At 60.8% G+C, this 26,132-nt stretch carries 31 protein-coding genes and 2 pseudogenes; 14 read left to right on the top strand and 19 right to left on the bottom strand.

Features of this window, described 5'->3' with window-relative positions; all coding sequences use genetic code 11:
* Positions 1 to 113: 113 nt before the first annotated feature.
* From AC1Z24_RS17280 to AC1Z24_RS17265, 4 genes are read left to right on the top strand one after another with little or no spacing between them, the layout of a single operon-like run.
* Positions 114 to 779: an amino acid ABC transporter permease gene (locus AC1Z24_RS17280; RefSeq protein ID WP_483741906.1), complete on the top strand. Its 666-nt coding sequence runs from the start codon at positions 114 to 116 to the stop codon at positions 777 to 779.
* Positions 760 to 1,428: an amino acid ABC transporter permease gene (locus tag AC1Z24_RS17275; RefSeq protein ID WP_483741905.1), complete on the top strand. Its 669-nt coding sequence runs from the start codon at positions 760 to 762 to the stop codon at positions 1,426 to 1,428. Before AC1Z24_RS17280 ends, AC1Z24_RS17275 begins: the two co-directional genes overlap by 20 nt.
* A complete protein-coding gene (locus AC1Z24_RS17270) occupies positions 1,404 to 2,192 on the top strand; it encodes an amino acid ABC transporter ATP-binding protein (protein WP_483746649.1) in 789 nt (262 codons plus the stop codon). Before AC1Z24_RS17275 ends, AC1Z24_RS17270 begins: the two co-directional genes overlap by 25 nt.
* 11 nt (positions 2,193 to 2,203) lie before the next feature.
* Positions 2,204 to 3,085, top strand: a complete 882-nt coding sequence (locus tag AC1Z24_RS17265; RefSeq protein WP_483746648.1) for a transporter substrate-binding domain-containing protein — start codon at positions 2,204 to 2,206, stop codon at positions 3,083 to 3,085.
* Between the two features lie 126 nt (positions 3,086 to 3,211).
* Here the strand turns inward: AC1Z24_RS17265 and AC1Z24_RS17260 are convergent.
* A pseudogene (locus AC1Z24_RS17260) lies at positions 3,212 to 4,444 on the bottom strand (allantoate amidohydrolase).
* Positions 4,441 to 4,932 (bottom strand): L-2-amino-thiazoline-4-carboxylic acid hydrolase, encoded by a 492-nt coding sequence (locus AC1Z24_RS17255; protein ID WP_483741904.1) that lies wholly within the window; start codon positions 4,930 to 4,932, stop codon positions 4,441 to 4,443. Before AC1Z24_RS17255 ends, AC1Z24_RS17260 begins: the two are co-directional and overlap by 4 nt.
* A gap of 185 nt (positions 4,933 to 5,117) precedes the next feature.
* Here AC1Z24_RS17255 and AC1Z24_RS17250 point away from each other — a divergent pair, with 185 nt between their 5' ends.
* On the top strand, positions 5,118 to 6,017 hold the full coding sequence (locus AC1Z24_RS17250) for a LysR substrate-binding domain-containing protein (RefSeq protein ID WP_483741903.1): 900 nt from the start codon (positions 5,118 to 5,120) through the stop codon (positions 6,015 to 6,017).
* A gap of 108 nt (positions 6,018 to 6,125) precedes the next feature.
* Here the strand turns inward: AC1Z24_RS17250 and AC1Z24_RS17245 are convergent, their stop codons facing one another.
* Positions 6,126 to 6,980, bottom strand: a complete 855-nt coding sequence (locus AC1Z24_RS17245; RefSeq protein ID WP_483741902.1) for an NmrA family NAD(P)-binding protein — start codon at positions 6,978 to 6,980, stop codon at positions 6,126 to 6,128.
* A gap of 113 nt (positions 6,981 to 7,093) precedes the next feature.
* On the opposite strand from AC1Z24_RS17245, the gene AC1Z24_RS17240 reads away from it, so the two are divergent.
* Both AC1Z24_RS17240 and AC1Z24_RS17235 read left to right on the top strand, forming a co-directional pair.
* Entirely contained in the window at positions 7,094 to 7,993 is a 900-nt protein-coding gene (locus AC1Z24_RS17240) for a LysR substrate-binding domain-containing protein (protein ID WP_483741901.1), read from the top strand.
* A 296-nt stretch (positions 7,994 to 8,289) separates the two neighbouring features.
* Positions 8,290 to 8,637 (top strand): hypothetical protein, encoded by a 348-nt coding sequence (locus AC1Z24_RS17235; protein ID WP_483741900.1) that lies wholly within the window; start codon positions 8,290 to 8,292, stop codon positions 8,635 to 8,637.
* A 9-nt stretch (positions 8,638 to 8,646) separates the two neighbouring features.
* Here the strand turns inward: AC1Z24_RS17235 and AC1Z24_RS17230 are convergent, their stop codons facing one another.
* On the bottom strand, positions 8,647 to 8,952 hold the full coding sequence (locus tag AC1Z24_RS17230) for a helix-turn-helix transcriptional regulator (protein ID WP_483741899.1): 306 nt from the start codon (positions 8,950 to 8,952) through the stop codon (positions 8,647 to 8,649).
* Between the two features lie 37 nt (positions 8,953 to 8,989).
* Positions 8,990 to 9,418 (bottom strand): annotated as a pseudogene (locus AC1Z24_RS17225) (AraC family transcriptional regulator); the annotation flags it as partial.
* 134 nt (positions 9,419 to 9,552) lie between these two features.
* Here AC1Z24_RS17225 and AC1Z24_RS17220 point away from each other — a divergent pair.
* Entirely contained in the window at positions 9,553 to 10,020 is a 468-nt protein-coding gene (locus tag AC1Z24_RS17220) for an SDR family NAD(P)-dependent oxidoreductase (protein ID WP_483741898.1), read from the top strand.
* Positions 10,021 to 10,106: 86 nt separating this feature from the next.
* Here the strand turns inward: AC1Z24_RS17220 and AC1Z24_RS17215 are convergent, their stop codons facing one another.
* The gene (locus tag AC1Z24_RS17215; protein ID WP_483741897.1) at positions 10,107 to 10,421 is read right to left on the bottom strand and encodes an antibiotic biosynthesis monooxygenase family protein; all 315 of its coding nucleotides are present in this window, start codon (positions 10,419 to 10,421) and stop codon (positions 10,107 to 10,109) included.
* Positions 10,422 to 10,548: 127 nt separating this feature from the next.
* On the opposite strand from AC1Z24_RS17215, the gene AC1Z24_RS17210 reads away from it, so the two are divergent.
* The gene (locus AC1Z24_RS17210; RefSeq protein WP_483741896.1) at positions 10,549 to 11,394 is read left to right on the top strand and encodes an AraC family transcriptional regulator; all 846 of its coding nucleotides are present in this window, start codon (positions 10,549 to 10,551) and stop codon (positions 11,392 to 11,394) included.
* A 14-nt stretch (positions 11,395 to 11,408) separates the two neighbouring features.
* On the top strand, positions 11,409 to 11,618 hold the full coding sequence (locus AC1Z24_RS17205; protein ID WP_483741895.1) for an SIP domain-containing protein: 210 nt from the start codon (positions 11,409 to 11,411) through the stop codon (positions 11,616 to 11,618).
* Positions 11,619 to 11,778: 160 nt separating this feature from the next.
* On the opposite strand, the gene AC1Z24_RS17200 is transcribed toward AC1Z24_RS17205, so the two are convergent.
* The 3 genes from AC1Z24_RS17200 to AC1Z24_RS17190 all read right to left on the bottom strand — a co-directional run bounded on the left by AC1Z24_RS17200 (position 11,779) and on the right by AC1Z24_RS17190 (position 13,934).
* On the bottom strand, positions 11,779 to 12,168 hold the full coding sequence (locus tag AC1Z24_RS17200; protein WP_483741894.1) for an ester cyclase: 390 nt from the start codon (positions 12,166 to 12,168) through the stop codon (positions 11,779 to 11,781).
* A gap of 61 nt (positions 12,169 to 12,229) precedes the next feature.
* Complete coding sequence (locus tag AC1Z24_RS17195; RefSeq protein ID WP_483741893.1) at positions 12,230 to 12,916, bottom strand: type 1 glutamine amidotransferase; 687 nt, start codon at positions 12,914 to 12,916, stop codon at positions 12,230 to 12,232.
* 19 nt (positions 12,917 to 12,935) lie between these two features.
* A complete protein-coding gene (locus AC1Z24_RS17190) occupies positions 12,936 to 13,934 on the bottom strand; it encodes a homoserine dehydrogenase (protein ID WP_483741892.1) in 999 nt (332 codons plus the stop codon).
* A gap of 253 nt (positions 13,935 to 14,187) precedes the next feature.
* Here AC1Z24_RS17190 and AC1Z24_RS17185 point away from each other — a divergent pair, with 253 nt between their 5' ends.
* Positions 14,188 to 14,703 (top strand): DUF2867 domain-containing protein, encoded by a 516-nt coding sequence (locus tag AC1Z24_RS17185; RefSeq protein ID WP_483741891.1) that lies wholly within the window; start codon positions 14,188 to 14,190, stop codon positions 14,701 to 14,703.
* A gap of 160 nt (positions 14,704 to 14,863) precedes the next feature.
* Positions 14,864 to 16,990, top strand: a complete 2,127-nt coding sequence (locus tag AC1Z24_RS17180) for a TonB-dependent siderophore receptor (RefSeq protein ID WP_483741890.1) — start codon at positions 14,864 to 14,866, stop codon at positions 16,988 to 16,990.
* 131 nt (positions 16,991 to 17,121) lie between these two features.
* Here AC1Z24_RS17180 and AC1Z24_RS17175 read toward each other — a convergent pair whose 3' ends face one another.
* Positions 17,122 to 17,412 carry a hypothetical protein gene (locus AC1Z24_RS17175; protein ID WP_483741889.1) on the bottom strand — a complete coding sequence of 97 codons (291 nt, stop codon included), beginning with the start codon at positions 17,410 to 17,412 and terminating at the stop codon, positions 17,122 to 17,124.
* A 418-nt stretch (positions 17,413 to 17,830) separates the two neighbouring features.
* Here AC1Z24_RS17175 and AC1Z24_RS17170 point away from each other — a divergent pair, with 418 nt between their 5' ends.
* Together AC1Z24_RS17170 and AC1Z24_RS17165 are read left to right on the top strand one after the other, a co-directional pair.
* Positions 17,831 to 18,295 carry a VOC family protein gene (locus AC1Z24_RS17170; RefSeq protein ID WP_483741888.1) on the top strand — a complete coding sequence of 155 codons (465 nt, stop codon included), beginning with the start codon at positions 17,831 to 17,833 and terminating at the stop codon, positions 18,293 to 18,295.
* Positions 18,296 to 18,486: 191 nt separating this feature from the next.
* A complete protein-coding gene (locus AC1Z24_RS17165; protein ID WP_483741887.1) occupies positions 18,487 to 18,777 on the top strand; it encodes an antibiotic biosynthesis monooxygenase in 291 nt (96 codons plus the stop codon).
* Here the strand turns inward: AC1Z24_RS17165 and AC1Z24_RS17160 are convergent.
* The 9 genes from AC1Z24_RS17160 to AC1Z24_RS17120 all read right to left on the bottom strand — a co-directional run bounded on the left by AC1Z24_RS17160 (position 18,774) and on the right by AC1Z24_RS17120 (position 26,131).
* Positions 18,774 to 19,400, bottom strand: a complete 627-nt coding sequence (locus tag AC1Z24_RS17160) for a glutathione S-transferase family protein (protein WP_483741886.1) — start codon at positions 19,398 to 19,400, stop codon at positions 18,774 to 18,776. The two genes, AC1Z24_RS17165 and AC1Z24_RS17160, sit on opposite strands and share 4 nt — an antisense overlap.
* A gap of 121 nt (positions 19,401 to 19,521) precedes the next feature.
* Entirely contained in the window at positions 19,522 to 20,193 is a 672-nt protein-coding gene (locus AC1Z24_RS17155; RefSeq protein WP_483741885.1) for a glycosyltransferase family 2 protein, read from the bottom strand.
* Complete coding sequence (locus tag AC1Z24_RS17150) at positions 20,190 to 20,789, bottom strand: class I SAM-dependent methyltransferase (protein WP_483741884.1); 600 nt, start codon at positions 20,787 to 20,789, stop codon at positions 20,190 to 20,192. Before AC1Z24_RS17150 ends, AC1Z24_RS17155 begins: the two co-directional genes overlap by 4 nt.
* Positions 20,786 to 21,541 carry a PIG-L deacetylase family protein gene (locus AC1Z24_RS17145; RefSeq protein ID WP_483741883.1) on the bottom strand — a complete coding sequence of 252 codons (756 nt, stop codon included), beginning with the start codon at positions 21,539 to 21,541 and terminating at the stop codon, positions 20,786 to 20,788. Before AC1Z24_RS17145 ends, AC1Z24_RS17150 begins: the two co-directional genes overlap by 4 nt.
* Positions 21,538 to 22,578, bottom strand: a complete 1,041-nt coding sequence (locus tag AC1Z24_RS17140; RefSeq protein ID WP_483741882.1) for an acyl-CoA dehydrogenase — start codon at positions 22,576 to 22,578, stop codon at positions 21,538 to 21,540. Before AC1Z24_RS17140 ends, AC1Z24_RS17145 begins: the two co-directional genes overlap by 4 nt.
* A gap of 67 nt (positions 22,579 to 22,645) precedes the next feature.
* The gene (locus tag AC1Z24_RS17135; RefSeq protein WP_483741881.1) at positions 22,646 to 23,023 is read right to left on the bottom strand and encodes a Rho termination factor N-terminal domain-containing protein; all 378 of its coding nucleotides are present in this window, start codon (positions 23,021 to 23,023) and stop codon (positions 22,646 to 22,648) included.
* Between the two features lie 131 nt (positions 23,024 to 23,154).
* Complete coding sequence (locus tag AC1Z24_RS17130) at positions 23,155 to 24,114, bottom strand: lysylphosphatidylglycerol synthase domain-containing protein (RefSeq protein ID WP_483741880.1); 960 nt, start codon at positions 24,112 to 24,114, stop codon at positions 23,155 to 23,157.
* The gene (gene clsB, locus AC1Z24_RS17125) at positions 24,114 to 25,352 is read right to left on the bottom strand and encodes a cardiolipin synthase ClsB (RefSeq protein WP_483741879.1); all 1,239 of its coding nucleotides are present in this window, start codon (positions 25,350 to 25,352) and stop codon (positions 24,114 to 24,116) included. Before clsB ends, AC1Z24_RS17130 begins: the two co-directional genes overlap by 1 nt.
* Complete coding sequence (locus AC1Z24_RS17120) at positions 25,349 to 26,131, bottom strand: endonuclease/exonuclease/phosphatase family protein (RefSeq protein ID WP_483741878.1); 783 nt, start codon at positions 26,129 to 26,131, stop codon at positions 25,349 to 25,351. The genes clsB and AC1Z24_RS17120 overlap by 4 nt, the downstream gene beginning before the upstream one ends.
* Position 26,132: the final 1 nt, after the last annotated feature.

The raw sequence follows: 26,132 nt of genomic DNA, 5'->3' as shown, positions 1-26,132 counted from the left end.
AGGCTTGCCCGCGAAGCAATTGTTCATGCCCGGAAGGGGTGTCGGATATGACGACCTCTTCGCGGGCAAGCCTCGCTCCAACGGCGCTCATCACTGAAAAGAAACCGTATCCAATGACCCTTGATTACCCCTTTATTATCAGCACCTTGCCAGCCTTTGTTAAAGCAGTAGGTGTCACCCTGCAGGTCGGCCTGATCGCTATCTGCACCTCGCTGCTGGTGGCGCTGATCAACACCGCCATCGTCATGTTCCGCACGCCGGTGCTGCATCGCCTGGTCGGTCTGTATGTGGAACTGGCGCGCAATACACCGCTCTTGATCCAGCTGTTTTTCATCTACTTCGCCTTGCCGACTTTGGGGGTGAAAGTCTCGGGTTTTGCTGCGGCGATCATCACCATGACCTTCCTCGGCGGCGCTTACCTCACAGAAGTGCTGCGCGCCGGAGTCGAGGCGGTGCCTGTGGCGCAGCTGGAGTCCGGGCGCTCCATCGGCCTGTCGGACTGGCAACTGCTGCGCCATGTGATCCTGCCCCAGGCCGGGATCCTCAGCCTGCCGGCGCTGTTCGCCAATTTCATTTTCCTACTCAAGGAGACCACCGTGGTGTCTGCCGTGGCGGTGCCGGAGATTCTCTACACCACCAAGAGTTATATCGCCCTGTACTACAAGACCTACGAAATGCTCACGGTGCTGACGCTGATCTGTGTGCTGCTGTTCCTGCCGCTGTCGCTGCTGCTCAGCCGCCTGGAAAGGAGGCTGCAACATGGCCAGTTCGGGTCTTGATCTGCTGTGGGTGTCGTTGCCGATGCTGGCTGACGGCGCTGCACAGACCCTGTCGATTTCTCTGCTGAGCATCGTTTTCAGCACCCTGGGCGGCGTGTTGTATGGTTCGCTGCGTACCCTGGGCATTGGCTGGCTGAACCTGTTGCTGCGGGTCTATCTGGAATTGTTCAGAGCCATTCCGGTGCTGGTGTGGCTGTACCTGATGTTCTTCGGCCTGCCGATCTTCTTCGCCCTGAGCATTCCCAGCTTCTGGTGCGCGGTACTGGTGCTGTCACTGTGGGGCGCCAGTGAAGTGGGGGAAGTGGTGCGCGGCGCCTTGCTGTCCTTGCCCCGTGGGCAGCGTGAGGCCGGGCTGTCCATCGGCCTGTCCGGACCGCAGCTGTTCGGCTATGTCCTGCTGCCCCAGGCCCTCAAACGCATGACCCCGCCGACCATCAATATCTACACGCGGATCATCAAGACCAGCTCCCTGGCGGTGCTGATCGGCGTAGTGGATGTGATCAAGGTCGGCCAGCAGATCATCGAGCGCACCTACGAGTCGGTATTGATCTACGGCGCGCTGTTTCTGTTCTTCTTTTTTATCTGCTATCCGCTGTCGGCCGCCTCCCGCGTGCTTGAGCGGCGCTGGAGCCAGGCACGAGCGCGTTGATCGAATTCCAGGGGCTGGACAAGTTTTTCGGCAGCAACCAGGTGCTCAAGGCGGTTGATCTCAGTGTCGCGCCCGGGGAAGTGATTGTGGTGCTGGGCCCCAGCGGCTGCGGCAAGAGTACTTTGCTGCGCTGCCTCAATGGCCTGGAGCAGGCCCATGGCGGCCATCTGCGCTTTGCCGGGCGCGAGCTGCTGGACAGCAAGACCGACTGGCGCCAGGTGCGCCAGGACATCGGCATGGTGTTCCAGAGCTACCACCTGTTTCCCCATATGAACGTGCTCGACAATATCCTCCTCGGCCCGCTGAAAGTGCAGCGCCGGGCGCGGGCCGAAGCCCTGGCCCAGGCCGAGCAGCTGCTGGCCCGGGTCGGCCTGGCGGACAAGCGCGATGCCTTCCCGCGCCAGCTCTCTGGCGGCCAGCAGCAACGCATCGCCATCGTCCGCTCGCTGTGCATGAACCCCAAGGTCATGTTGTTCGACGAAGTCACCGCCGCCCTTGATCCAGAAATGGTCAAGGAGGTGCTGGAGGTGATCCTCGACCTGGCCCAGGGCGGCATGACCATGTTGATCGTCACCCACGAAATGGCCTTCGCCAAGGCGGTGGCCGACCGCATCGTGTTCATGGACGCTGGCAGCATCCTCGAACAAAGCCATCCCGAGTCTTTCTTCAACCATCCGGCGAGCGCACGGGCGCAGCAGTTTCTGGAGAAGTTCTCTTATGTAGAAACCATGCCTAAAAAGACCGTAAACAAGGAAACCTTATGAACACTGCCTCGTTGAAATCCGCGAAATCGCTATTACTGATACCGCTGCTGGGAATCGGCCTGCTGGCCGGTTGCGGCAAGGGCGATCAACCCGCCAAACCGGCGGCAACGGCCAGCGCCGCTGCGCCTGCTGCCAGTTACCTGGACAAGATCAAGGCCCGTGGCAAGCTGGTGGTCGGCGTGTTTACCGACAAGCCGCCATTCGGCTTTGTCGACGAGAAGGGCAAGTACGTCGGCTTCGATACCGATATCGGTCGGCAATTCGCCAAGGATCTGCTGGGCGATGAAAGCAAAGTCGAGTTCGTCGCCGTGGAACCGGCCAGCCGTATCCCGTTCCTGCAGAGCGACAAGGTCGACATCATCCTCGCCAACATGACCGTGACCCCGGAGCGCAAGGAAGCGGTGGAATTCACCAATCCGAACCTGAAAGTGGCGGTCCAGGCCCTGGTGCCGGACGCCAGTGCGGTGAAGAAGCTCGATGACCTGGCCGACAAGACCATCATCGTCACCACCGGCACCACGGCGGACGTGTGGCTGACCAAGACACACCCGGACTGGAAACTGCTCAAGTTCGAGAAAAACTCCGAGTCCCTGCAGGCACTGGCCAACGGCCGTGGCGATGCCTATGCCCAGGACAACCTGGTGCTGTTCAGTTGGTCCAAGCAAAACCCCGGCTATCGCGTCCTGCCGGAAAAGCTCGGCGGCGAAGCACCGATTGCCCCGGCGGTGAAGAAGGGCAATATCGAACTGCGTGACTGGGTCAACGCTGAACTGGCCAGGCTGGGTCAGGACAAATACCTGCTCAAGCTGTATGACCAGTATGTGCGCAAGTCCCTGAGCGATGACACCAAGCCTGAAGATGTGATCGTTGAAGGTGGCAACTGGAAGGGCTGATTGAAGGCACTGCGGTCTTATAACCCGAGTGGGACCGGCTTTAGCCGGGAAGACTTAGGGAGGATTGATACATCTCTATAGTCTGCTCTTCCCGGCTGAAGCCGGTCCCACAAACGGCAATTGAACTCAGCTCGCCTTGGCCAACATCGCCAACAACAGCACATTCGCCCCGGCCTCGGCCCAGTGCGGGTGAATATGCTCGGCCTCGTTATGGCTCAACCCCTCGACACAGGGCACGAAGATCATCGAGGTCGGCGCCACTTTGCTCAGGTAACAGGCATCGTGACCGGCGCCGGAGATCATCGGCTTGTGGCTGTAACCAAGGGTGATGGCGGCCTGTTCTACCTGGGCAATGCAGTCCGGGTCGAAACCGATGGGCGCGTACTGGAAGATCTGCTTGAGGCTGTGTTGCAGGCCGATGGTCTCGGCAATTTCGCTGACGGCGTTGCGCAGTTGGCCATCAAGGGTTTCCAGCACGGCTTCATCGGGGTGGCGGAATTCGACGCTGAACAGCACCCGGCCCGGCACCACATTGCGCGAGTTGGGAAAGACGTTGACCCAACCCACTGTGGCGCGGCCTTCCTCACCCTGGGCCAGGCCCAGTTCATTGACGGCTTCGACCACCCGGGACAAACCGAGCAGGGCGTCGAGGCGATGTTTCATCGGCGTAGTGCCGGCGTGGGCGCTGCGGCCGAACAGTTCGATCTCGTACCAGCGCTGGCCTTGGGCGCCGGTCACCACACCAATGGTGATGTCTTCGGCTTCAAGGATCGGCCCCTGCTCGATATGCAATTCGAAGGCAGCATGGATTGGCTGGCCGCCCATGGGCTGGTCCCCGGCGTAGCCAATGTCTTGCAATGCCTAGCCCAACGTAATGCCTTCGGCATCGGTGCGCGACAGGCCGTATTCCAGGTCAAACACCCCGGTGTAGACCCCCGAAGCGATCATCGCTGGAGCAAAGCGCGAGCCTTCTTCGTTGGTCCAGTTGATCACTTCGATGGGGCGTTCGGTCTGGATATCCAGGTCATTGAGGGTACGCAGCACCTCGATACCGGCCAGCACCCCATAGATGCCGTCGAACTTGCCGCCCATGGGTTGCGAGTCGCCATGGGAGCCGGTCACCACCGGCGCCAGGCTGTTATCGCGACCGGGGCGGCGGGCAAAGATATTGCCCATGGCGTCGATGCGGATGCTGCAACCGGCTTCGCGCGCCCAGCGTACGAACAGGTCACGTCCCTGGCGGTCCTCTTCGGTCAGGGCCAGGCGCGACACACCGCCCTTGGCCGTGGCGCCGATCCGGGCCATGTCCATCAGCGAGTCCCACAGGCGGGCCGAATTGATGCGGGCAGGGTGGGTCATGGCTTCGGCGCCTCATCCTTGACCTGATAGCGGAAGTTGCAGTGGCTGGCGCCTTCCATCAGGGTGTGAGTGCGGGTCAGTTGCACGCGCGGGTCGTAACCGACAATAAACAGCTCATCGCGGTTGCATGACAGCAGATGACCGATCTCACCCAGGCCCATCTCACGGTACATTTCCGCGTAGCGGCAGCGGTGTACGTCGTAGTCGAAGTGGGTGGCGTCACTGGCGATGACCTCGACTTTCAGGGCGTCGTCCTTTTCCCATAGCTCCTGCAGGGCAACAAAGCCCGCCAGGTCCGGGCCATTGGGCTCGCGGGCGGCGAAATACTCACCGGCCTTGACCGCTGCTCCGGCGACCGCTTCGCCGATCACCGCCTGGGCCTTGTCCTTGCCGTAGTCGCGCACCAGTATTTCGTAGATCGGCTTGATAATCTCGGCTTCGATCCGCCGCCGGGCCAGGATGCCCAGTTCGCCTTCGACTGCGCTCATCTCGATATTCCTCTCATTCACGGTTATGTGCAGGGCTTGCCGCCGATGAGTCCGGGGTCTGCCGCTTGTTTGTTCTGTATTTATCAATAATCGCCAGTGGATATCAACAAGTCGATGGCGCTCTCTGCGATAAATGAGCTAAATGCCTACTTTTCAAGTTTTTGGCCAGCGGTTAAGCTCAATACATGAATAAAACAGAACAGTTTGACAGCGATCCGCCACTGCGCGCGGTTCGCACCTTTGAGTCTTTCGCTCGCCATGGTGGTGTTAACGCGGCTGCCCGGGAACTGGATATTTCAGCCTCGGCCATCAGCCATCAATTGCGCTTGCTGGAAGAGTTTCTCGGCCAGGCCCTGACCGCGCGCCAGGGGCGCAATCTGATCCTTACCGAGGACGGTCGCGAGTATTACCGGGCCATTCGCTCAGCCTTTGCCGTCCTGCGCAGCGCCACCGAGCATGTGCGGGAAAAGACTGCAACGCGCCAGGTCACCATCAGCCTGATCCCCATGTTCGGCATTAACCTGTTTATTCCGCGCCTGGGCGAGTTCCTCGGCGAGAATCCGGGAGTGGACGTCAACGTTACCTACGCCAACCACCGCAGTTATCCCAGCGATGCGGCGGATATTTCCATCCGCTTCGGCACCGGACATTGGCCGGGCTATCACAGCGAGCTGTTGATTTCAGGGGCGGTCACTGCGTGGTGCAGCCATGAGTTTCTTCAGCGCCACGGCCCCATCGATTCGCCGCACAGTCTGATGGGCCTGCCCTTGCTCCACGATGAGGAACGCGGCACCTGGAGCCAGTGGCTGCAAAGCCTAGGGGTCAACCATCCGGGGGCACTTCAGGGGTTGCTGTTCGAGGATGGCCAGCTTGCGTTGACGGCCGCCCTGAACGGTCTGGGTTGCGTGCTGATGCGCGAACCCTTGATCACTGGCCTGCAAAAACGCGGGGAACTGGTTCGGTTGTTCGAGCATGAACTGGATGACGGCCGCGCCTATTACCTGTGTCGGCGCGCGGATGGCGAGTTATCGCGGGAGGGGGCGAGTCTGTTCGGCTGGCTCAAGCGAGCGTTATTGGCTGGGTAATGAAATGCCTGCGTACCCACATACTGTAGGAGCATCTTTAGCCGGGAGAGCGCTCTCGCGGCTGAAGCTCCTACGGGGCGGTCGTGTGAATCTTTGCGCGGGATGGCTTCAAGCGCGTGTAAGTAGTTCCTGCAACACCGTCTCCAACGACGTCGTGCCCTTCACTGGCTCACCTTCAAAGCAGATCCAGCCCTCATTGAAGCCAACGAGCATCTGCATCCGTGGCAGCGGGTTGTTCATGCCTTGAGCCAGGAAGGCGCCTTCCCAGGTTTCCCGTGGTACCACCTGGGCGTGAACCGTACGGCCAAGCAAGCGGCTGAAGGCGAACGCGGCATGGTTGGGGCTGCAATGTTCGGGGCCTTCCAGTTCGACGACGCGATTGGCCGTTACCGTCTGTTGCAGCAAGTCGGCGGCGAGCGCGCCGATATCCGCCGTGGCAACCATGGGCACAGGGCGATCCAGCGGTTGCAGGTGGCTATAGAGCACCCCGGCATCCCGGGCGTTGGCCACGTCCCAGAGGAAGTTCTCCATGAACCATGCAGCGCGCAGGAAGGTCACCGGCATCGGCAGTTCGGCCAGGCGCTGTTCCATCAGACCCAGGGCACTGAGCAGGTTGGGCTGGCTGGCCTGGGCGCCTATGGTCGACAGGCACACCACCCGTTGCGGTCGGCTGGCGTGCAGGGCTTGATACAGGGCTTCGATAGTGGCGCGGGCTTCGGCCATGTCCGGCGACGGATCGAAATCCGGTGGCAGCAGGACGAAGACCGCTTCGGCGTCAGCAAAGGCGCGGGTCAGGGCGGCGGCATCGTTCATATCGGCCAACGCAACTTCACAACCCAGGGCAGCCCATGTCCGGCCTTTCTGCACGTCCCGCACCACGGCCCGAACATTCAGCTGCTGCGCCAGCAGATTACGGGCGACGATACCGCCCACCTGACCTGTGATACCGGTAATGACATACATGGAGACTCTCCTCGAGTAACGCTGGGATATCGCGTGGAGGCCAGTATGTTGTGATGGTATTGATCCATCGATAGCATGGGTGTCACTTCATAAGTTACAAAAGAGCACTAATCATGGCGTTCGACGAGCGAGTCCTCAATGGCATGGGCGTTTTCACTGCTATCGTCGATACCGGTACCTTTGCCGCCGCCGCCCAGGTTCTGGACATGTCACCACCGGGCGTCAGCCGCTCAGTCGCTCGACTTGAAACGCGATTGGGAATTCGTCTGTTTGATCGCACCACGCGATCGGTCACCCTGACGGATGAAGGACGACGCTTTCACCAACAGATCGTACCGTTGCTGTCGGCACTGGAAGAGGTGTCCAGCTCGGCATCCCAAGGGGCGAAGGCGGTGCGCGGGCGCTTGCGGGTGAACGTCGATCCGCTGTTTTCCAACCTGATGCTGGGGCCGCAATTGGGTGCGTTCATGGCCGAACACCCGGAACTTGAGCTTGAGCTGATCAGCCGCGATCGCCTTGGCGATATGGTTGCCGACGGCTTCGACCTGGCCGTGCGTTTCGGTGAGCCGCGCAGTTCCAGCCTGATTGCCCGGCCACTGTTCGACACGCGGATTCTGACGGTGGCGTCACCGGCTTATCTGCACAAACACGGCCGACCGCAAACCCCGCAGGACTTGCTGCAACACGCCTGCATTCAGTTTCGTGATCCGCAGACGGGTAAACCCTTCGACTGGGAGTTTCATCGCGGCGACAGCGTAGTGCGAGTGCCGATTGCAGGTCAGATAACCCTTAACGATGTGCGCACCATGCACGAGCTGTGCGTCAGTGGCTACGGTATCGCCCAGATCATGGCCTTTGGCTCTGAGGCGCTGTTAACGCAACGGCAAGTAGTGGATCTGTTTCCAGACTGGCCGGATGAGCGCTTCACGTTATATGCGTTGTATCCATCGCGTATTCATCCACCGGCCAAGACCCGCCGCTTCCTGGAGTTTATCCAGGGCCTGGCCAGGTAATTCCGGGCCTTACTCTACTGCGCATACCCAGCGATGGTTATGGCGGTACGGTGCGCGGGTGAAGTGCACGTCTGCCATCAGATAAAGACCACGCTTCTGGAGCGCTTCGGTCAGTTGTGCAAGTGTATCTGCGTGGATAGTCATGACTTTTACCTCATCAGATTTATTGCCCACATAGTTGTCGACTGGATACCCAATCGGGAAATTCATTTTTTCTACGGTAGATATCGATCAAAAGAATGATTGAAACCCGGATCATGATTTAGTATCCGCCACCCCCAATAAGGAGTCGGGCTGTGAAACGCACCTATGCAGTGGTGATGAGTTGTTTTCTGGCGCTGATGAGCGCGCAGCAGGCGGGCGCCGCAGAGGCTGATGCCAACGCAGATGAGTCGCAGAACAATGCTGTGTTATTGACGCAGATACTGGAAAGTGAGGGCGACCTGGCCCATCCGCCTGAGTATTCAGTCAAAGAACGCATGGTGTATGCAGTGGTTGACGGCACGCCGGATGAAGCCAGGGAACGCTGTCTGCTCATTGAGTCTCTGGTCGAGCGTTACGGCCTGGTCTTTGCCAAAGGCTGGACGGCGCAGGTGTTGACTGAGGACAGCGACGGTCAGGTAATGGCGTCCTGCCCGTTGTAAGTTTTCGCCCTAAGCGTTCTGCCGTACGGCAAGGGCATCCTTGACCGGCGGCAGGCCGAACATGCGGCTGTATTCGCGGGTGAACTGGGAGACGCTCTCGTAACCCACGGCATAGGCCGCAGCGCTGGCCGAGGTGCTTTGCGACAGCAGCAGGCGTCGTGCTTCGATCAGGCGCAGCTGCTTTTGAAATTGCAGCGGTGACAGCGACGTCACGGCGCGAAAGTGCTGATGAAACGACGACGGGCTCATCCCGGCCAGTGAGGCCAGGCGATTGACCGGCAATGGCTGGTTGCAGCTCGCGCACCAGTTGCGCATGCAACAGCGGCACGGATTTCGGCCGTTCGACCAGGCGCATCAGGCGTAGCGCCGCGTCGGCCACTTCGCTGTCGGTGGGCTCCGAGCGCACGGCGACGCCGCCGACATCGGACAGCGCATTCATTTCCACGGTCAGATCGGCGATCACATGAGGGTCCAGGTCCAGCACCAGGGACAGATAAGGCCGCTCGACACTGGCCTCGGTGATCTGGCTGACCGTCGGCACATCCGCCGTAATGATCAGCGAGTCCCCGGCGGCAAAATGAAACGACTGATCGCCCATGGCAACCCGCTTGCCGCCCTGCAGGACCAGGCACACCAGCGGCCGGGAAATGGCATGCACCAGGCCGCTCGGCGTCGTCGAGCAGATGGTGGTCAGGCCAGGGATAGGCGTGCGGGCCAGGCCGGTGGAGTCGACGAAGGCTTCGACGTAGCGACGTACGCTATTGAGCAGGGAGTCAGTCATGGGGCCATCCTAATGGATCCCCGGCGGACCCGCCTACGGGGTTTGGAGGATCAGGCAAACAACGTCGCGGTTTCGGCAAAGGCTCAGGGGCGGCGCTCCGGTAACTTGGATTGCACCCAAACAGGAGATCCCCCATGAGCACTATTTCCCTCGTAACTGGCGCCAGCCGTGGCCTTGGCCGCAACACCGCAGTGAGCATCGCCCGCCATGGCGGCGACGTAATCGTTACCTGGCAGAGCCGCAGCGATGAAGCCGAAGCGGTAGTCGCCGAGATCAAGGCCCTTGGCCGTAACGCTGCGGCCTTGCAGCTTGATATCGGCAAGGTCAGCGATTTTGGCCAGTTCGCCGAGCGCCTGGGCAAGGCATTGCGCGACACCTGGCAGCGTGACAGTTTCGACCACCTGATCAATAACGCCGGTCACGGTGACTACGCCTTGATCGCTGACAACCCTGACGTCAACAAAATCTTCGCCGACATGACTGCCCTCGGCCGCGCCGGTGTACCGGACGATATCGGGCCGATGATTGCCAGCCTGCTGTCCGCAGACAATCGATGGGTCAATGCCCAACGGATCGAAGTGTCGGGTGGGCAGAGGATTTGATCTATCCCGATTGAAATGAGGCTGTAGGCTTTGGTGGGTGCATAGTTTGTGGCGCAACAGCGCGGCGCCAGGCGCGCCGCTGTCATTCAAACTGAAGATAACGGTGAATCTGCAACCTGGTAAGTGGCAAACCGCAGGCCGGTCGCCAGCCGGTCCGCCGTCAGTTCGAACAACTCGCCCAGGCACGGCATCGTCAAATGTTCGGCCAGGCTTTCGGCCGAATACCAGTAGCCGGTGATGATCCAGGCATTGTCGTCCGTATGGCTGCGGGTCAGACCGTAGGTGGCGCAGCCGGAGTGGCGTTGCAGTGTGTTCAGCAACCGTTGCAGGCGGGCGAGCAGAGGGGCGGATTGTCCCTGAGTGCCGTGGATGGCGACGGTATTGATGGCAGTGATTGGCATGGCATAACCTGCTGCGAGTGATTTCGATTAGCAATACCAAGATAATCGCCACCCGACTAGACGTCATTGCATAATCTGGCCACACTATTTCGCAATTCAGCCAAATATTGAGTGCGCGATCTTGTCAATGCCAACTTCCCTGGAGCTGTCGGACTCCCGCGATGTCGACAGCATTCCCCGCGCCGTTTCAGCCCTCAGCGCGTCCATGGTGTCCCGAGACTGGGAATACGCTCAGCATCGGCACCGCAAGGCGCAACTGCTCTATTCGGTGCGTGGCGTGCTCAATTGCGAGACCGAAGAAGGCGTCTGGATTGTGCCGCCGCAGTGTGCGGTCTGGATTCCCGGCGGCTTGGCGCATTCATCCCGGGGTTCCGGGCGGACCGAGTGCTATTGCTTGTTCGTCGAGCCCGGCGCTACGCCGGGCCTGCCGCAAAGCTGCTGCACCCTGGCCGTATCGCCGTTGCTGCGGGAGTTGCTGCTCAAGGCGGCGGAATTTCCCGAGCTCTACCCATCGGGCGGCCGGGAAGAGCGGTTGATCGCGACGCTGCTCGATGAACTGGTAGTGGCCCCCGTGCAAGACTTGCATCTGCCCATGCCTCGGGACCCGCGCCTGCGGCGCTTGGCCGAGCAACTGCTGGCTGAACCCAGTGACAAGACCAGCATGGCCGACTGGGCCAGTCGTATCGGCATGAGCGAGCGCAATATGAGCCGCCTGTTGTTGCAGGAAATCGGCCTGAGCTTTGGCCGCTGGCGCCGCCAGTTGCATGTGATCCTCTCCCTGCAACGCCTGACCAGAGGCGACAGCGTGCAGACCGTGGCTCTGGACCTGGGCTACGAGAACGCCAGCGGTTTTGTCACCATGTTCCGCAAGGCAGTGGGTAAGCCACCGGCACGTTACCTGGCAGAACGCTCTGTGCATGCCGAGCCCAAGGCCATGGTGCCGACCATTACGCTGGCCGAGTGTCTTGGCTGAATTGAATAAGTCCTATGATCGGGCTTACAACTTACGCCACTTCGATCCGCGAACCGGTGCTCTGGCGCTCGACTTTGTACCGCATCTGGGTGGCGGCGGAATCGGCCCAGGTAATTGCCATTCGCAGGCTATTGCGCGAGCGCGGTATTGATAAAGGTCGTGTGCATGCCAGTGGCTACTGGAAGCGCGGGGAGGCGGATCAAAATGATGAGAGTTTGAATTAAAGTATTTATATAACTATTTGTATTTAAACATTTTTATATTTTGTGATGGTCCTGTAGGAGCTGCCGAAGGCTGCGAAAGCGGCGTGTCAGATAAACCCAATCGCATCCTTCGGAAGACCCTGCATAAGTTATTTAAATTCAAAGGCTTGTGTAATTTTATTCAAGCCAGTTGTTGCTCAATCGCCGCCTTGTCAATCACCGACCACACCGCACAAATCCTGCCTTCGCTGAACTCATAGAACACATTCTCGCCAAACTGCACCCGCCGCCCATTCACGGGCAAACCAAACAGCTCGCCTGCCGGCGTGCAGTCAAAACTGAGCCGCGCAGCGATATGGGGTGGGTCGGTAATCAGTTGGGTGATGACGAAGCGCAGATCGGGAATGGCTTGGAAATCGCCTTCGAGCATGTGCCGGTAACCGTCCAGGCCGATCAGTTTGCCGTTGTAGTGCACCTGCTCGCCGACGAACCGGCCGAGGGCCGGCCAGTCCTGACGGTTAAGGCAATCGATATAACCCTGATAGGCGTCGCGCAGTGCTTGTTTGTCCATGGCGGTGTCTCCTGTGCAAGGGCAAACAGCTTGGGCCGCCGCGACGCCGGTTTGGTTCAGCTCAAGGCCGGGTCAGGTACGCCAATACGTCGCGCATCAAGGGTTCGACCGTGATATAGCGCTCGTCGGCGGTGGCGCGCAGATTTTCTTCGGTCTGCACATAGGGACCGGCCACCAGTTCATCGGCACAGTGCTGCAGAATCGCCTCGACGCTGGCACGGGTCATTTCCATATGAAATTGCAGACCGATCGCCCGCGGGCCGAGCTGAAACGCCTGATTTGGGCACGCCGCGCTGCTGGCCAGGCGTACGGCGCCTTCAGGCAGGTCAAAGGTTTCGCCGTGCCAATGCAGCACCTCGACACTGGTCGGGAAACTGAAGCGTTCCGGCGCAGGGGCGGGCGCAGTGATGGGGAACCAGCCGATTTCTTTCTCTGGCCCCGGATAGACCTGCGCCCCGTGTGCCGAGGCGATCAACTGCGCTCCGAGGCAAATGCCCAGTACCGGGATGCCTTGCGCAATGGCCCGTGCGATAAAACGTTTTTCTGCGACCAGCCAGGGCAACTCGACTTCATCGTTGACGCTCATCGGCCCTCCCAGGGCGATCAACAGGTCAATGGACTCCAGCTCAGGCAGCTCGGCGGCCTGATGGAAGCGGCTGTAACTGATGCGGGCATTGCGTTCGTCGAGCCAGGGCTGGATATTGCCCAGGCCTTCAAAAGGTACGTGTTGCAGGACGTGGACGCGCATGGTGACTCCAAAAAGTGGGTTAGCGGCTGCTCGCCATCAACAAGTGTTCAAAATCCTTCAGGGCCGCGGCAGCGGTGGCAAGGGGGCTGGTGACGCCAATGGCCATGATTTCGCCCATGATGTCGGTGCGGACCCGAATGGCCTTCATTTTGGCGCTGACCTGGGCAAATGGATGGTCAAGAGCGTAGGTGCGCAATTCCACCGAGGCCCGCAGGCTATCGCCAAGGTTGTCGATGCGCCCCACCAGCTTGGGTACCACGCGCTCTGACTTCCAGCGGGCGATATCGGCTGTTGAAATCTGCTCGATGCCCGCGCGCGGGATATCGTGCAGCTTGAGGTTCGCTCCGAAACCGGCGTTGGCCAGAATATTGATCTTGCAGGCAGTGTCCCAGCCTTCGACGTCGAAGCGCGGGTTGGGCTCGGCCATGCCCAGGCGTTGAGCTTCGGCCACGGCGTCGTCGAAGCTGTGGCCGTCCATCATCGAGCTGAGAACGAAGTTGCTGGTAGCGGTGACGATGCCTTCGACCTCGAGAATCCGGCATCCGGCCAGGTTGTATTGCAGCAGGTCGATGGTCGGTAATGCGGCCGAAGTGGCACCGCTGATCTTCAATTGCACGCCGTTATTGCGCGCCAGCTCTGCAAGGCCGGGGTAATCGAAGACCAGGGCACCCTTGGAGATGCTGATGGCGTGCATGCCCCGGCCCAGCGCCTCGCGGATGTAACGGTAACCGGCGCCGCCGGTTTCGTAGTCGGTGAGGCCGGCTTCGATCAACACATGGGCGCCTGCGTTTTGCAGAAAGCCGTCACCGGTCACGCCTGTCTGCAACGTCACAGGCGCCTCGTCATCCAGGGCCAGCCCCTGCGGGTCGATCAGCCCGGCGCGGGAGCCGCATACTGCCACTACCCGTACGTCTGCGCCGTAGCGCGTCTGATAGTGCGACTGACGCTGTGCAACGATCTGCGCCACGGCTTTACCAATCGAGCCAAAGCCGGTTATCGCGATATTCCAACGTTTCATTTCAATCTCGCTCTATTTTGCGAACAGCATGCTCAGGTCGGCAAAGGCTTTGAATTCCAGGGCTTGCCATTGGTCCAGATGCAGCAGGGTACCGAAGTGTCATACGTGAATGCCATGGCCATCAACCCTGGCTTTGCGGCGGGTGATTCTTGAGCGTTGAGCGGCCCCACGAATCAAGTGGGTTCAGATGACGATGCGGCTGAAGCCGACATGCTAGATTGCGGACTCAAGTATTTTTTTCCAAGGAATCAGCATGCACACCCCCCTGGTCAGTGCCGTGGCCGTGCCCGAGCACAGCCTGGTTCATTCTGCCTTCAAGACGACTCATCTGGCCGATGCCTTTGCCACGCCGCTGCCCGCGCATTTCAACGGCAATGCCGAGGATCTGGCGCGGCTGATCCTCAGCAGCCCGGCGCCGTGGTTCCATGGGCTGATGCGCGCCAGGGACCGGATCATGAGTGTTTTCGGGGTCAAGACCTCCGTGCAGTTGCGCGATGCTTCGGTGGCCCAGGGCTTGGAACATATCGATTTCTTCCGCATCCTTCAGCGCACGCCGGACGAGATCGTTCTGGGCGAGCGGGACACGCATCTGGATTTCCAGCTGTCGGTGCTGATCCGGCAGCAGTCGTCAGGGCAGGGGCGGGAAGTGGTGGTTTCCACGGTGGTGCATTGCCATAACGCCTTGGGCCGGGCCTATATCGCAGTAATCAGCCCGATTCACAAGCGGGTGGTACGCTCGTTTCTGCTGGGGGCGGCCAAGGTTCTGTAGATCGACCGCCGCCATAGCCTTAGTGAAAAAGCTGACCGATTCCATTCGAAGATGACAAACAAGAAAGATTGTCATTAGCGAATGTTATGGCATACCATTCGCGTCCGTTTTTTGGCACGAATGCCATTCGCCCTGCTTCTTTCAACAAGGCAACTCCACGATGCGTCGTACTCTGCTTTCCCTCTGCGTGCTGCAAGCGTTTTCTCCGTTTTCCCTGGCTGAAGAAGTCGCTGCGGGCAAATCCCGCCTTGAGCTGCAAGCCATTGATATTGTCGGCACGCAGGACTATGAAACCGCCCAGGGCCCGGTGAAGGGCTACCGCGCCACTCGTTCGGTCAGTGCGACGCGCACCGATACTTCAATTCATGAAACCCCGCAGTCCATCAGCGTGGTGACCAAGGATGTGGTGCAAGACCTTGGCGCGACCCGCTTGCAGGATGCCCTGGATTACGCCGGTGGTGTCGGCCGTGCCAATAATTTCGGCGGTCAGGGTCTGACCACCTTTACCGTGCGCGGCTTCACCACTGGTGAGTTCTATCGCAACGGCTTCCCGATCAACCGTGGCTACCCGAACATGCCCGATGCCAACACCATCGAGCGCCTGGAGGTGCTGCGCGGCCCGGCCACCATGCTCTACGGCCGTGGCGATCCTGGCGGCACCTTCAACGTGGTGTCCAAGCAACCCCTGGCAGAACGTACCGTCACCCTGGGCAGTCAACTGGATGATCAGGGCATGCGCCGTGGCACCCTGGATGCTTCCGGGCCTCTGGATGAGCAAGGCAGCCTGGGTTATCGCCTCAATGTGGTGGGTGAGGGCGGCGACACCTTCCGCGATCATGTGGAGACCGAACGCTACGGTGTGACCCCGGTGCTCAGTTGGCAGGTCGACGACGCCACCAAGGTGGTTTTCGAAGGCGACTTCATGCGCAACAATCACCCGTTGGACCGGGGCCTGACTCGCTATCCGGCCCAGACCGGCACCGCCTCGCGCTCGACGTTCTTCGGCGACAAGAATGCAGGCAAGCTGCATAACGACAACAACATGGCGCAATTGCGCTTCGAGCACATGCTCAATGAAAACTGGACCCTGGGCGGCGGTTTCCAGTGGCTGGACGGCACCTTGCAGGGCAATGCCATCGAAGCCAACGGCCTGGCTGCTGACGGTCGGACCCTGGGGCGCAACTTCAACTACCGCAAGCTTGAATGGACCGACAAGGACACCCAGTTCAATCTCACCGGGCACTTCACTACGGGCGGTCTGGAGCACACCCTGCTGACCGGCGTGGAATACGAGAATTATGACTACACCTCGATCATTCAGCGCTCCAGCGGTGCGGTCACGGCCTATACCACCGATATCTATAACCCGAGCTATGGCCTGGCTCGCCCTGCCTTGACTCGAACACCGACCGATGACCGGGAAAACCTCAAGACCTATGCCGCGTTCGTGCAGGATCAGGTCGCCCTGACCGAGCGCCTGAAAGTATTGGCCGGTGCACGTTTCGAGCGCTTCGAGCACGACTATCAGACCTACGTGGCGGGCGGTCGCAACTGGAGCGCCAGCGATAACGCCGTGACCCCGCGGGTCGGTATCACCTATGACCTGACCGATACCGTCGCCATCTATGCCGATGCTGCCCGTTCGTTCAAGCCCAATACCGGTGCCAGCCGCCTGGGTGGCGGGTTCGAGCCGGAGAAGGGCAAGTCCGTGGAAATGGGCGTCAAGTGGGAGGCACTGGACCGCCAGTTGAGCGTTGATGCGGCGATCTACCAGATCGAGAAGCGTAATGTGCTGACCACCGACCCCGTGGACAACACCTTCAGCATCGCCGCCGGGCAGGTGCGCAGCCGTGGCCTGGATCTCAACATCACCGGCAACCTCTCCCCGCAGTGGCGCCTGATCGGGGGTTACGCCTATGTAGACGCCGAAGTCACCAAGGACAACGTGATCCAGTCCGGCACTCGCCTGCTGAACATCCCGCGCAACAGCTTTAGCCTGCTCAACGTCTACGAGTTCCAGGACGGCGCCCTGCGAGGTCTCGGCCTGGGCGCTGGCGGCCGTTATGTCGACGAGCGTGCCGGACAGACTGCCAATACCGCTTTCTCCATGGGCAGCTACACCGTGGTCGACCTGCTCAGCTTCTATAAGGTCAACGACAAGGTTCGGCTCAATCTTGATGTGAAGAATCTGTTCAATCGTGACTATGAGGAAGGCGCGTTCGGCAATATCTACGCTTACCCAGGTGCGCCACGTACGGTGCAGGTGGGGATTTCCTACACCCTCTAACAAGTGCATAGCTACAGGGGTATGAGCGAACTTGTTGGCGAGACGGTGCTTCAGGCTCTGCATATGTGCCTGGATGTGCCGGTCTTTCGCGAACGAGTTCGCTGCTACCAGACAGCGTCAGGTGTTAGTTGTCACATGGCGCCATTGGCCCACAGGCGCTTCTCGATCAGCCGGTTTACATCGCAGGCTTGCAGCATCAGGGCATGGGCCGTGTCGGCGATGGCGGTCAGGTCGTGTTCGTCCGCGTCGAGGTCTTTGAGTTTGACCAGGGTGTCGAGGCAGCGGGTCGCCTGGGTGACGCGAAGATCGGCGAGGGCGTGCAGGTCTTGCAGGGAGGCCTGGCTGTCGAGCAACAGGATCGGGTTTTCCAGGCCAGGGTGGGTGAGAGGGATGTAGCGATCATCTGTATTACCAAAGCTCATGAGAACTCCTATATCGAATGAAAGCCGCCCTCGTATCGTCAAGTGAAGGGCGGCAGTTGTGTGCGGGTTGACGAACCGGGATATAGGAACCGGCAGATCCGAAGATCTCCCGCACACAACTGCCATGACTGCATGGCTCCTAATCCTGGATCGTCAAATCCGGTCGTTGAACCCTCAACGACGGCGCGCAGATTAGAGGTTTGGCAGGGCGTGCAGGCGGTATATATAGCTAGATTTTCAAGAAGTTGAAGCATCCATGTGTTGCCGCAGGTTCCGTCAGGAAATAGTTGAAGGCTTGATCGTGTATCTGCCGGGAAACCGCCTATACCTATTAGTGAACATGCTGGCGCATCGTAAGTGGCTGTGGAGGATTGTCGGGCGTGCGCGAGCCTGTCACATCAACCAGGAGGTTCACATAATGACTGTCAAATCCCTACCGAAACGGCCCCACGGTATTACGGCCTACCTTGCCTGTGACAACGCCAGTGAAGCCATCGATTTCTATGTGAGGGCGTTTTGTGCCGAACAGACCTTTAGCGTGTTTACCGCTCAAGGCAAGGTCGGCCACGCTGAACTGCGCATTGGCGATTCGTCACTGATGGTTGCCGATCGCCTGCCGGGCTCGCCGATGAGCGCAGGGGCGGGTGCCATAGCGCTGCATTTGTATGTCGATAATGTCGACGCACGATTCGCCAGGGTGATCCAGGCAGGGGCCGTGCAGATCAGTGCACCAACCGATCATTTCTACGGGGATCGCAGCGGAGTCTTGCGTGATCCCTACGGTATCGTCTGGTTCATGGCCACTCACAAGGAAGATCTGACGGCCGAGCAAATCAGTCAGCGCGTGGATCTGGAGTTTGGCGGTATCGGCGCTCATAGCTGAGCCAAACCGGCAGGCGCTGCGACGGCAACAATGTGAATAAGACGTCAGGCCATCGCAGCGCCTGCCCGGTCAACCCTTGGCTGTGCTGACTGCCGCGCCCTTGGGCTGGCGCATCCAAACGCGAGTTTTACCCATGCGCTAACCGTCGCAAAATAGGCACCATCGAAAATCGAGCAAGAGAGCGACTTTTCATGGTCAGCCATCAGATAGTTGTGCAGATGCGGCCAGATCAGGGCATCGCCCTGGCCGAGGCACTACAAGAAACCCTCAAGGTCCTCGCCGCAATTCCTGACTGTATGGGCTATGGCCTGTGCCCTGATCCGCAGCGGGCCAATACCTGGCTGATCCAGGGTGATTGGGCCTGTGCCCGGTCAATGACCGAGCACTTCGACTCGGCCGCCTTGCAGCAATTGCTCGGCGACCTGTCGGTATTACGGCCTTACTGCCTGACGTTCGGCTGTCAGATCGCTAGCAGTCACTAACGGGCAAAACTGTATTCGCCGCCGCGCTCAATGGCCTGTTTGTAGGCCGGGCGTGCCTGGAAGCGTTCTACCCAGGCGGCCACATTGGGATAACTGCCCAGCTTGCCAAACGCCTTGGCGATTTCGCCGATAAAGCTCATCTGGATATCCGCAGCGGTGAATGCTTCACCGACCAGATAGGGGCTGCGGCCAAGTGTGCTGTCCAGATAGCCCAGGTAATTGGCGACTTCCGCATCGATGCGTGGCCGTAGCGGCGCACCGGCCTCGCCCAGGCGACTGACATAGAGGTTGAGCATCAGCGGCAGCATGGCCGAGCCTTCGGCAAAGTGCAGCCATTGCACGTACTCGTCATAGGTGGCGGTGGCCGGATCAGGCTGCAGGCGGCCGTCGCCGTGGCGGCGGATCAGATAATCGAGGATGGCTCCCGATTCCAGCAGGGTATGTGGGCCGTCCTGAATCACCGGGGATTTGCCCAACGGCGTGATGGCCTTGAGCTCCGGTGGCGCCAGATTGGTCTTCGGATCACGCTCGTAGCGCTTGATCTCGTAGGGCAGGCCAAGTTCTTCCAACAGCCAGAGCACGCGCTGGGAACGGGAGTTATTGAGGTGGTGGACGATAATCATGGCAGTCTCCATAGGGCGTGTGGGCAGTGTAGAGACAGACTACGAAGGCGTCGCGGAGTGCCGATGGATATTCGGATTGAGTCAGCCTGGCACACCTTCTTCTCTGAAATATATTTTTTAATCAGATAGTTACGTGTTTTTCCTCAGCCAATTCCTTCAAATAATCACCAAACCCACCCCGTGCCCGGCTGTCACTGCGGCTGTCGGTAGCCACGCTATGCCCGGCTGTCCAGGCGATGTGGGCGCCACTGGCTTGCAGGTCGCTGATCAGTTGCACGTCTTCATGAACGGCCAATGGCTGAAAGCCGCCGACACGCTGGTAAGCGATGGCGCAGACGCCGAGGTTGGCGCCGTGGATATGCCGATGCTCATCCCGAGCCTGGTAACGGCTGCGGTACAGGCGCCTTAGTCGGGAGTTTTGCCAAGGCTGCCAGCGCTGCACATGGACGATACCGCACACCGCATCGGCGCCGAAGGCGATCTGCCAGAGCAGCCAGTGCGCTGGTACGCGACTGTCGGCGTCGGTGCAGGCCAGCCAGTTGGCGCCGCGTTCAAGCATCCGCGCGGCTCCGGCCCGACGCGCCTGGCCAACATTTTGCGCGTCGATTTCCAAGGTCTGCACGCCGTGGCGCCTGGCAATGGCAGCGCTGCTGTCGCGGCAGCGATCAAGGACCACGAGGATTTCCACCTGATGCCCGGCTGCTTCGGCCTCACGGGCGGCGATCTTGACGGCGGCCAGGCAGCGCCCCAGGCGCCGTGCTTCGTTATGGGCGGGAATGATGACAGCGATCATGGGCAGGTCTCGTCCAGGTCGATGGAGTCGGGCTTGCGGCACCAGTATTCCAGCAGGAAGTCGGTTTCTTCGTGGCGCAGGATGGGGAACAGCGGCAAATGCTCGTCCAGCAAGGCATGCACCTGATCGCCGCTCTGCGGGCAACCTTCGATGGGATGGCGCCAATGACAGGCGACAATGGCGCCGTCGTTGGTGAGGCTGGCCGTAGCCCGTTCGATGACCTTGCGCCATTGCACCGGCTCAAGGTAATAGCCGAACTCGCTCAGCACGATCAGATCGAACAGCCCCGATGGCCAGTCATCCGGCACGCTGCCGGCCACCACATGAGCGTGGGGTGCATCAGACAGACGGCCACGGGCCAGCGCCAGAGCGGTTGGGTCGAGGTCCTGGGAGAGCAGGTTGGCACAGCGTCGGGCCAGGGCGGCGCTGAGTTCGCCGTTGGCACAGCCGGGCTCGAATACCCGTTGGTAGTGTTGGCGCGGCAGGCAGGCCAGGGTCAGTTCGCGCTTGCGTCGCTCATACCAGCGGCTGCGAAAGGCCCAGGGGTCGTCACTGGTGGCATAGAGTTGGGCGAAGTATTGCGGGTCGACACTCATACGAATACCAATTCAAAGGGTTGCAGCAGACATTCCAGGGTGGCGGCGGACAGGACCGGGGCCCGCCCGCCATCCTCGTTGACCTGACTGGCATGGGCGGCGATGGCCTGGCGTTTACGCGCCTGGGCGTCTTCGTCCAGAGCCAGACGGCGTGCCCGATGCCAGGGCAGTCGTTCATCTTCGGGCGTCGCCCAGTGCCAAGCCCAGACCGGCACTTCCAGCAACTGGATATTGCTGGCCAGGGCGGCCTGAGCGCAGGCACGGCCCACCGCTTCGTGATCGCCGTGGCCATCGACTTGCCAGGTGGTCATCAGCACGTCGTTGCTGTGCAGCAACTGGCAGAGGTTATTGACCAGATGGTGTTCGTCCTTGGCCACATCCGTGTCACGCAGGCCCAGGCGCAGCCATTCAATGGCTTCGACGTTAAGCCCCAGGCGTTGCAGGGCGACGCGGCTTTCCTGTGGGCGATGTTCGCGCAGGCGCTGTTCGCTCCAGTCGCTGGAATGGGGGTGGCTGCACTCGCCATCGGTGACCGAGACGATCAGCAGTTCGTGCTCGCGGCCATGAAAGCCGTTTAACAGGCCGCCCGCCATAAGGATTTCATCGTCCGGGTGAGGCGCTACCAGCACCAGGCGCTGGCCCGGTGGACAGAGTTCATCGACGCTGATACCTGGAGCACTGGCCAGACGGCTGGAGCGCTGCCACTCGCTCAAGGTGGTACCGCGGCTGTCCTGAATCAGATCGGCTTTCATAGCGACCAGTCTCCCAGTGGCGCCTGGGCCAGTTGCTGGCCGAGGCTGGCGAGGTCACGTTCGGCGTGACTCTGGCGCAGGAACACCGGCAGGTCGGCGCTAAGGCGAGCGAAGTGGCTATTGCGGCAAAACGGAGCAGCGCCGAGTGCCCGGCCGACATGTTCCAGTACGGTATTGGCGGCCGCTTCGGTATGGGCGCGCAGGCGACGCACGGGTAGGCTGGCATCAGCATCCGGCTGGCAGTCGATCCACGCGGCGCATTCGCGCAGGGCCGCGCGGGCGCCGTAGAGGGCGGCGTCCACTGCGCCGAGATGGGCGTCGGCGTGGGGGTCCTGACGCGGTTGTCGGCGCTGTTGGTGCAGGTAGTCCGCCAATGCCTGAGCGGCGCCATACCAGCACGCGGCGATGCCGCCACCGCCTTGCCAGAAGCCGGGGCGCGACAGATATTGCCCCGGCTGGCCGACTCGCAGGGCCGGGGTGTCATGGAAGTGGATTTCCACGCTCTGGGTCGCGGCCATGCCGACGGCCTGCCAGTTATCGCCGTGGACCTGTTGGCTGGGGTGACGCAGTTCGATAGCCACCAGTTGCGGCTGATCCCGGCTGTCCCAGGCGGTGAGCAGGGCGCGGTCGATTTGCAAGGCGCCGGAGCACCACGCCTTGCTGCCGCTCAGGCGAACCTGTGCGCCGTCGCCATGAATCAGCGTGCGGGCACCGGGCATTTCTGCGGCCCAGACGCCCCAGATTCCTTTGTCTTCGGCCAAGTGGGCTGCGCCGCATTCGGCAAGAATCGCCAAAGCGTCGGTATGGCCCTCATAGAGCTTGGCCAGAGCCAGGTCACAGCCGGCAACCCGCGCCAGAGTCTGCCAGCGCCGCAGGGTCTGCTGGCCGGGCAGGGGCAGGCGATCGAGCTTTGCCGCTTGCAGGTTGTGCATGAGCGGCCCGAGGCGTTCATCGGCTTGGTCCACTTGGGGGCGTTGGGCGAAGTCGTGCAGCAGCCTGTGCAGATTGCCCGGGTCCGGATCCTGGATGATGCTCATGGGGTGCTCCTTGGGGCGCTGTGGCTCTTTCGCTGACTGCCCGCCGCAGTGGCGGCGGGCAGGGCGTTCATGCGGCGTGGTGCAGGGCTTCGATCAATTGCGCTTTGCGCATGGTTGAGCGCCCGGCGATGTGCTGCTTGCGCGCCTTGTCCATCAGTTCGGTCTTGGTCAGTTCTTCCAGGGGCTGATCGGGGCGAGGCACGCCCTTGCGGGTCAGCGCAGCGCGGCGTGCCGAAGACTGTGTGGCTTTGTGCTTGCTGTCGCTGCTGGTGTGCTGCCCGGAGCCGCCGCTGCGTTCGCCGCCGCCGGACTGCTTGTTCACCGTGGCCCATGCGCGAGCTTGGGCTTCACCCGTGGGCACCCCTTTGGCTTCGTAGCTTTGCTCGATGTGTTCGGCTTTGGTTTTCTGCTTGTCGGTGTACTTGGCTTTGCTTCCTCTGGGCATGGTCGTTTCTCCTCAATCAACGTCAGTCAGTCACCATCAGCGCAATTGCGCTTGCCTGAAATTGAGAGCCGTATTTCGTGCAAAAGGGTTCAGGCGCGCGGATAAACGGTCATCCGTGACCGTCATCGCGCTCAGGGCTTGCTCGGAGTGGCCTTGCCGTGTTCGCGCATGGCCTTGGCGCGGTTTTCCAGGACCAGGTAGGTCGCTACCGCCAGCAGCAGGGGAATCAGAAAGTACAGAGTGCGGTAGCCGAGCAGGGCGGCGACCAGGGTGCCCTGGCCGAGTTGACCGTGGAGCAGGGCAAGGAATACCGCTTCCAGTACACCGAGGCCCGCAGGGATATGAGCAATGACCCCGGCCATGCAGCTGATCAGCAGAATGCCGAGGATCGACGGGTAGAACAGCTCTCGGGGCAGCAGCCAGAAAATCAGCGCCGCCATCAGCGCCCAGTTAGTCGCGCCCAGACCGACCTGGATCAGGGCCAGGCGCAGGGTCGGCAATTCCACTTCGTGCTCGCGCCAGTGCCAGGTGCGTTTCTTGGCGAAGCCGCAGGCGTACAGATAGCACGCCGCCAGGGCAATCAGCAGAAAGCCGATCAATTGCAGCCCTGTGACTCCCAGCACCCAGCCCTCAGGCAGCTTGACCAGACGCATGGCGAACACCGCCCCGGCCAGGGCCATGTAGCCAACCCAGTTGGTGATGATGCCCAGAGTAATGATGCGGGTGACGGTGGCGGTGTCCAGGCCGAGACGCTTGTACAGGCGATAGCGCAGGGCGACACCGCCGACCCAGGTGGTGAAGTTGAGATTGAAGGCATAACAGACGAAGGCCACCGGCAGCACTTGGCGGGCGGGCAAATGGTGACCGGTATAGGCGCGACCGACCAGGTCGTAGGCGCTGAATACGCCATAGCTGCACAGTGCCAGGACCAAGCCCAGGGTCAGGGTGCCCGGGCTGTAGGCATGCAGCGATTGCTTGACCTCGTTCCAGTCCAGATTACGCGCCATCATGTACAGCAGCGCCGGGATCAACAGCAGGAAAAACAGGGTAAGGGCAGGCTTGAGCCACTTGCGCCAGGGTCGGGTAGTCATCAGGTCTTGCCCTCCTGATAGTCGGCAGTTGTTTCGACGTGAACAGCGGTGGGTTCGGCAGGAATCGGCGCCGATTTGAGCGTCGGCCGGTGAGCGGGAAACCAGCCGGCGATGGTCGGGAAGTGCCGGATAAAGTGGTAACACAGGAAAATCAGCGGCGCTCGCCACCAGTAGCCGCGAATCATCCGTTCCAGACTGATGCGCTTGCAGTGCCGTTCACCCAACTCGGTCAGATGCGCATGCAGTTGCTGGTTGAAGGCGCGGTCGCGAATGAACAGATTGGCTTCCAGATTGAGAGCCAGGCTCAGCGGGTCGAGATTGCTCGAACCGACCGTCGCCCACTCGTCATCCACCAGCGCCACTTTGCCGTGCAGAGGGCGCTGGGTGTATTCGAGGATGGTCACGCCATCGCGCAGCAGGCGGTTGTACAGCAGGCGGGAAAAGGCTCTAACCCAGCGTTGGTCCGGTTGCCCCTGCAGAATCAGCGTCACTTCGACGCCACGTCGGGCGGCGTTGCGCATTTCCTTGACCAGACGGTAACCGGGGAAGAAATAGGCGTTGGCCACCACCAGGCGTGTGCGCGCGGCGCGGATGGCTTCAAGGTACTGGTCTTCGATATCGTTGGTGTGCTGCTGATTGTCCCGTTCCAGCAGAATTGCCCTGGCCTGGCCGACGGGCTGTATCGTCGGCCGGACCTGGCTTGGCGGATCCAGTACCTGGGCCAGCAGGCGGCGGCTTGAAGCATGAATCTGCGCCACCACCGGGCCGGTGACCTCCACCGCATAGTCCTGCTTGGCCATGATGCCGAAATCGGTCAGATGATCAGCGCCGTAGTTGATCCCGCCAATAAACGCGCGCTGGCCATCGATCACCACGATCTTGCGATGCAGGCGGCGGAACAGGTTGGTGCGCACACCAACCCGCCGCGGCGCCGGGTCAAAGAAGTGAATCCTGATCCCGACGTTGGTCATGGCGCCAAGGAAACTCTCGGACAGGTCGGCCGTGCCGTAACCGTCCACTGCCACCTCGACCCGCACGCCACGCTGGGCCGCTTCGATCAAGGCCAGTTGCAGGGCTTGGCCGACCTTGTCATCAAAAATGATGAACGTTTCCAGCAGCACTTCCTCCCGTGCCTGACGAATACTGTCGAAGACCCGCGGGTAGTAATCCTCGCCATTGATCAGCAACTGCACGCTGTTACCGGCGATCCAGCTGTTGTAGGTAGAGGCGTTGCTCATATTTGCACCTGCGCAGTCAGGGGCGCATGGTCGGAGAGATGTGACCAGGGCCGGGTGGAGAGCACTTGTGCTGAAAGCGGCGTGGCGTTGCGCAGGTAGATTCGGTCCAGGCGCAGCAACGGCAGGCGCGCCGGGAAGCTGCGCGCCGGTGCGCCGCCGTCGTGACTGAACACCTCGATCAGGGATTCCCGGGTCAGCACCGCATCGGCACGCAGGCGCCAGTCGTTGAAGTCCCCGGCGACGATCACCGGCGCCCCGGCGGGGATCTGCTCCAGACAATCGAGCAGCAGACGCACCTGTTGCTGCCGGTGATCTTCACGCAAGCCCAGGTGCACGCAGATGGCATGCACGCCGTCATGACCCGGCACGTCGAGGCGACAATGCAACAGGCCGCGCTGCTCGTTGCCGTGGATCGACACGTCGAGATTGTTGAAGGCCAGGATCGGAAATTTCGACAGCAGGGCATTGCCGTGGTCACCGTGGGGATAGACCGCGTTACGGCCATAGGCAAACTGTGGCCACATGCTGTCGGCGAGGAATTCGTACTGCGACATGGCCGGCCACTCAGGATGACGCTGGGCGTGGTGCTGATGGCTGCCATGGATTTCCTGCAGGAACACCAGATCGGCACCGATGGTGCGCACCGCATCGCGCAGTTCCGGGAGGATGAAGCGCCGGTTCAGCGCGGTGAAGCCTTTGTGCACGTTGATAGTCAGCACGGTCAGGCGATGTACCGCCACAGCGGCCTCGATTCGGTCAGCGGGTTCGGTCAATGTCATG

Source organism: Pseudomonas sp. JL23, from assembly GCF_056933585.1.
The sequence above is the reverse complement of the archived record's forward strand: the minus strand, read 5'-3'. Positions and strand labels throughout refer to the sequence as shown.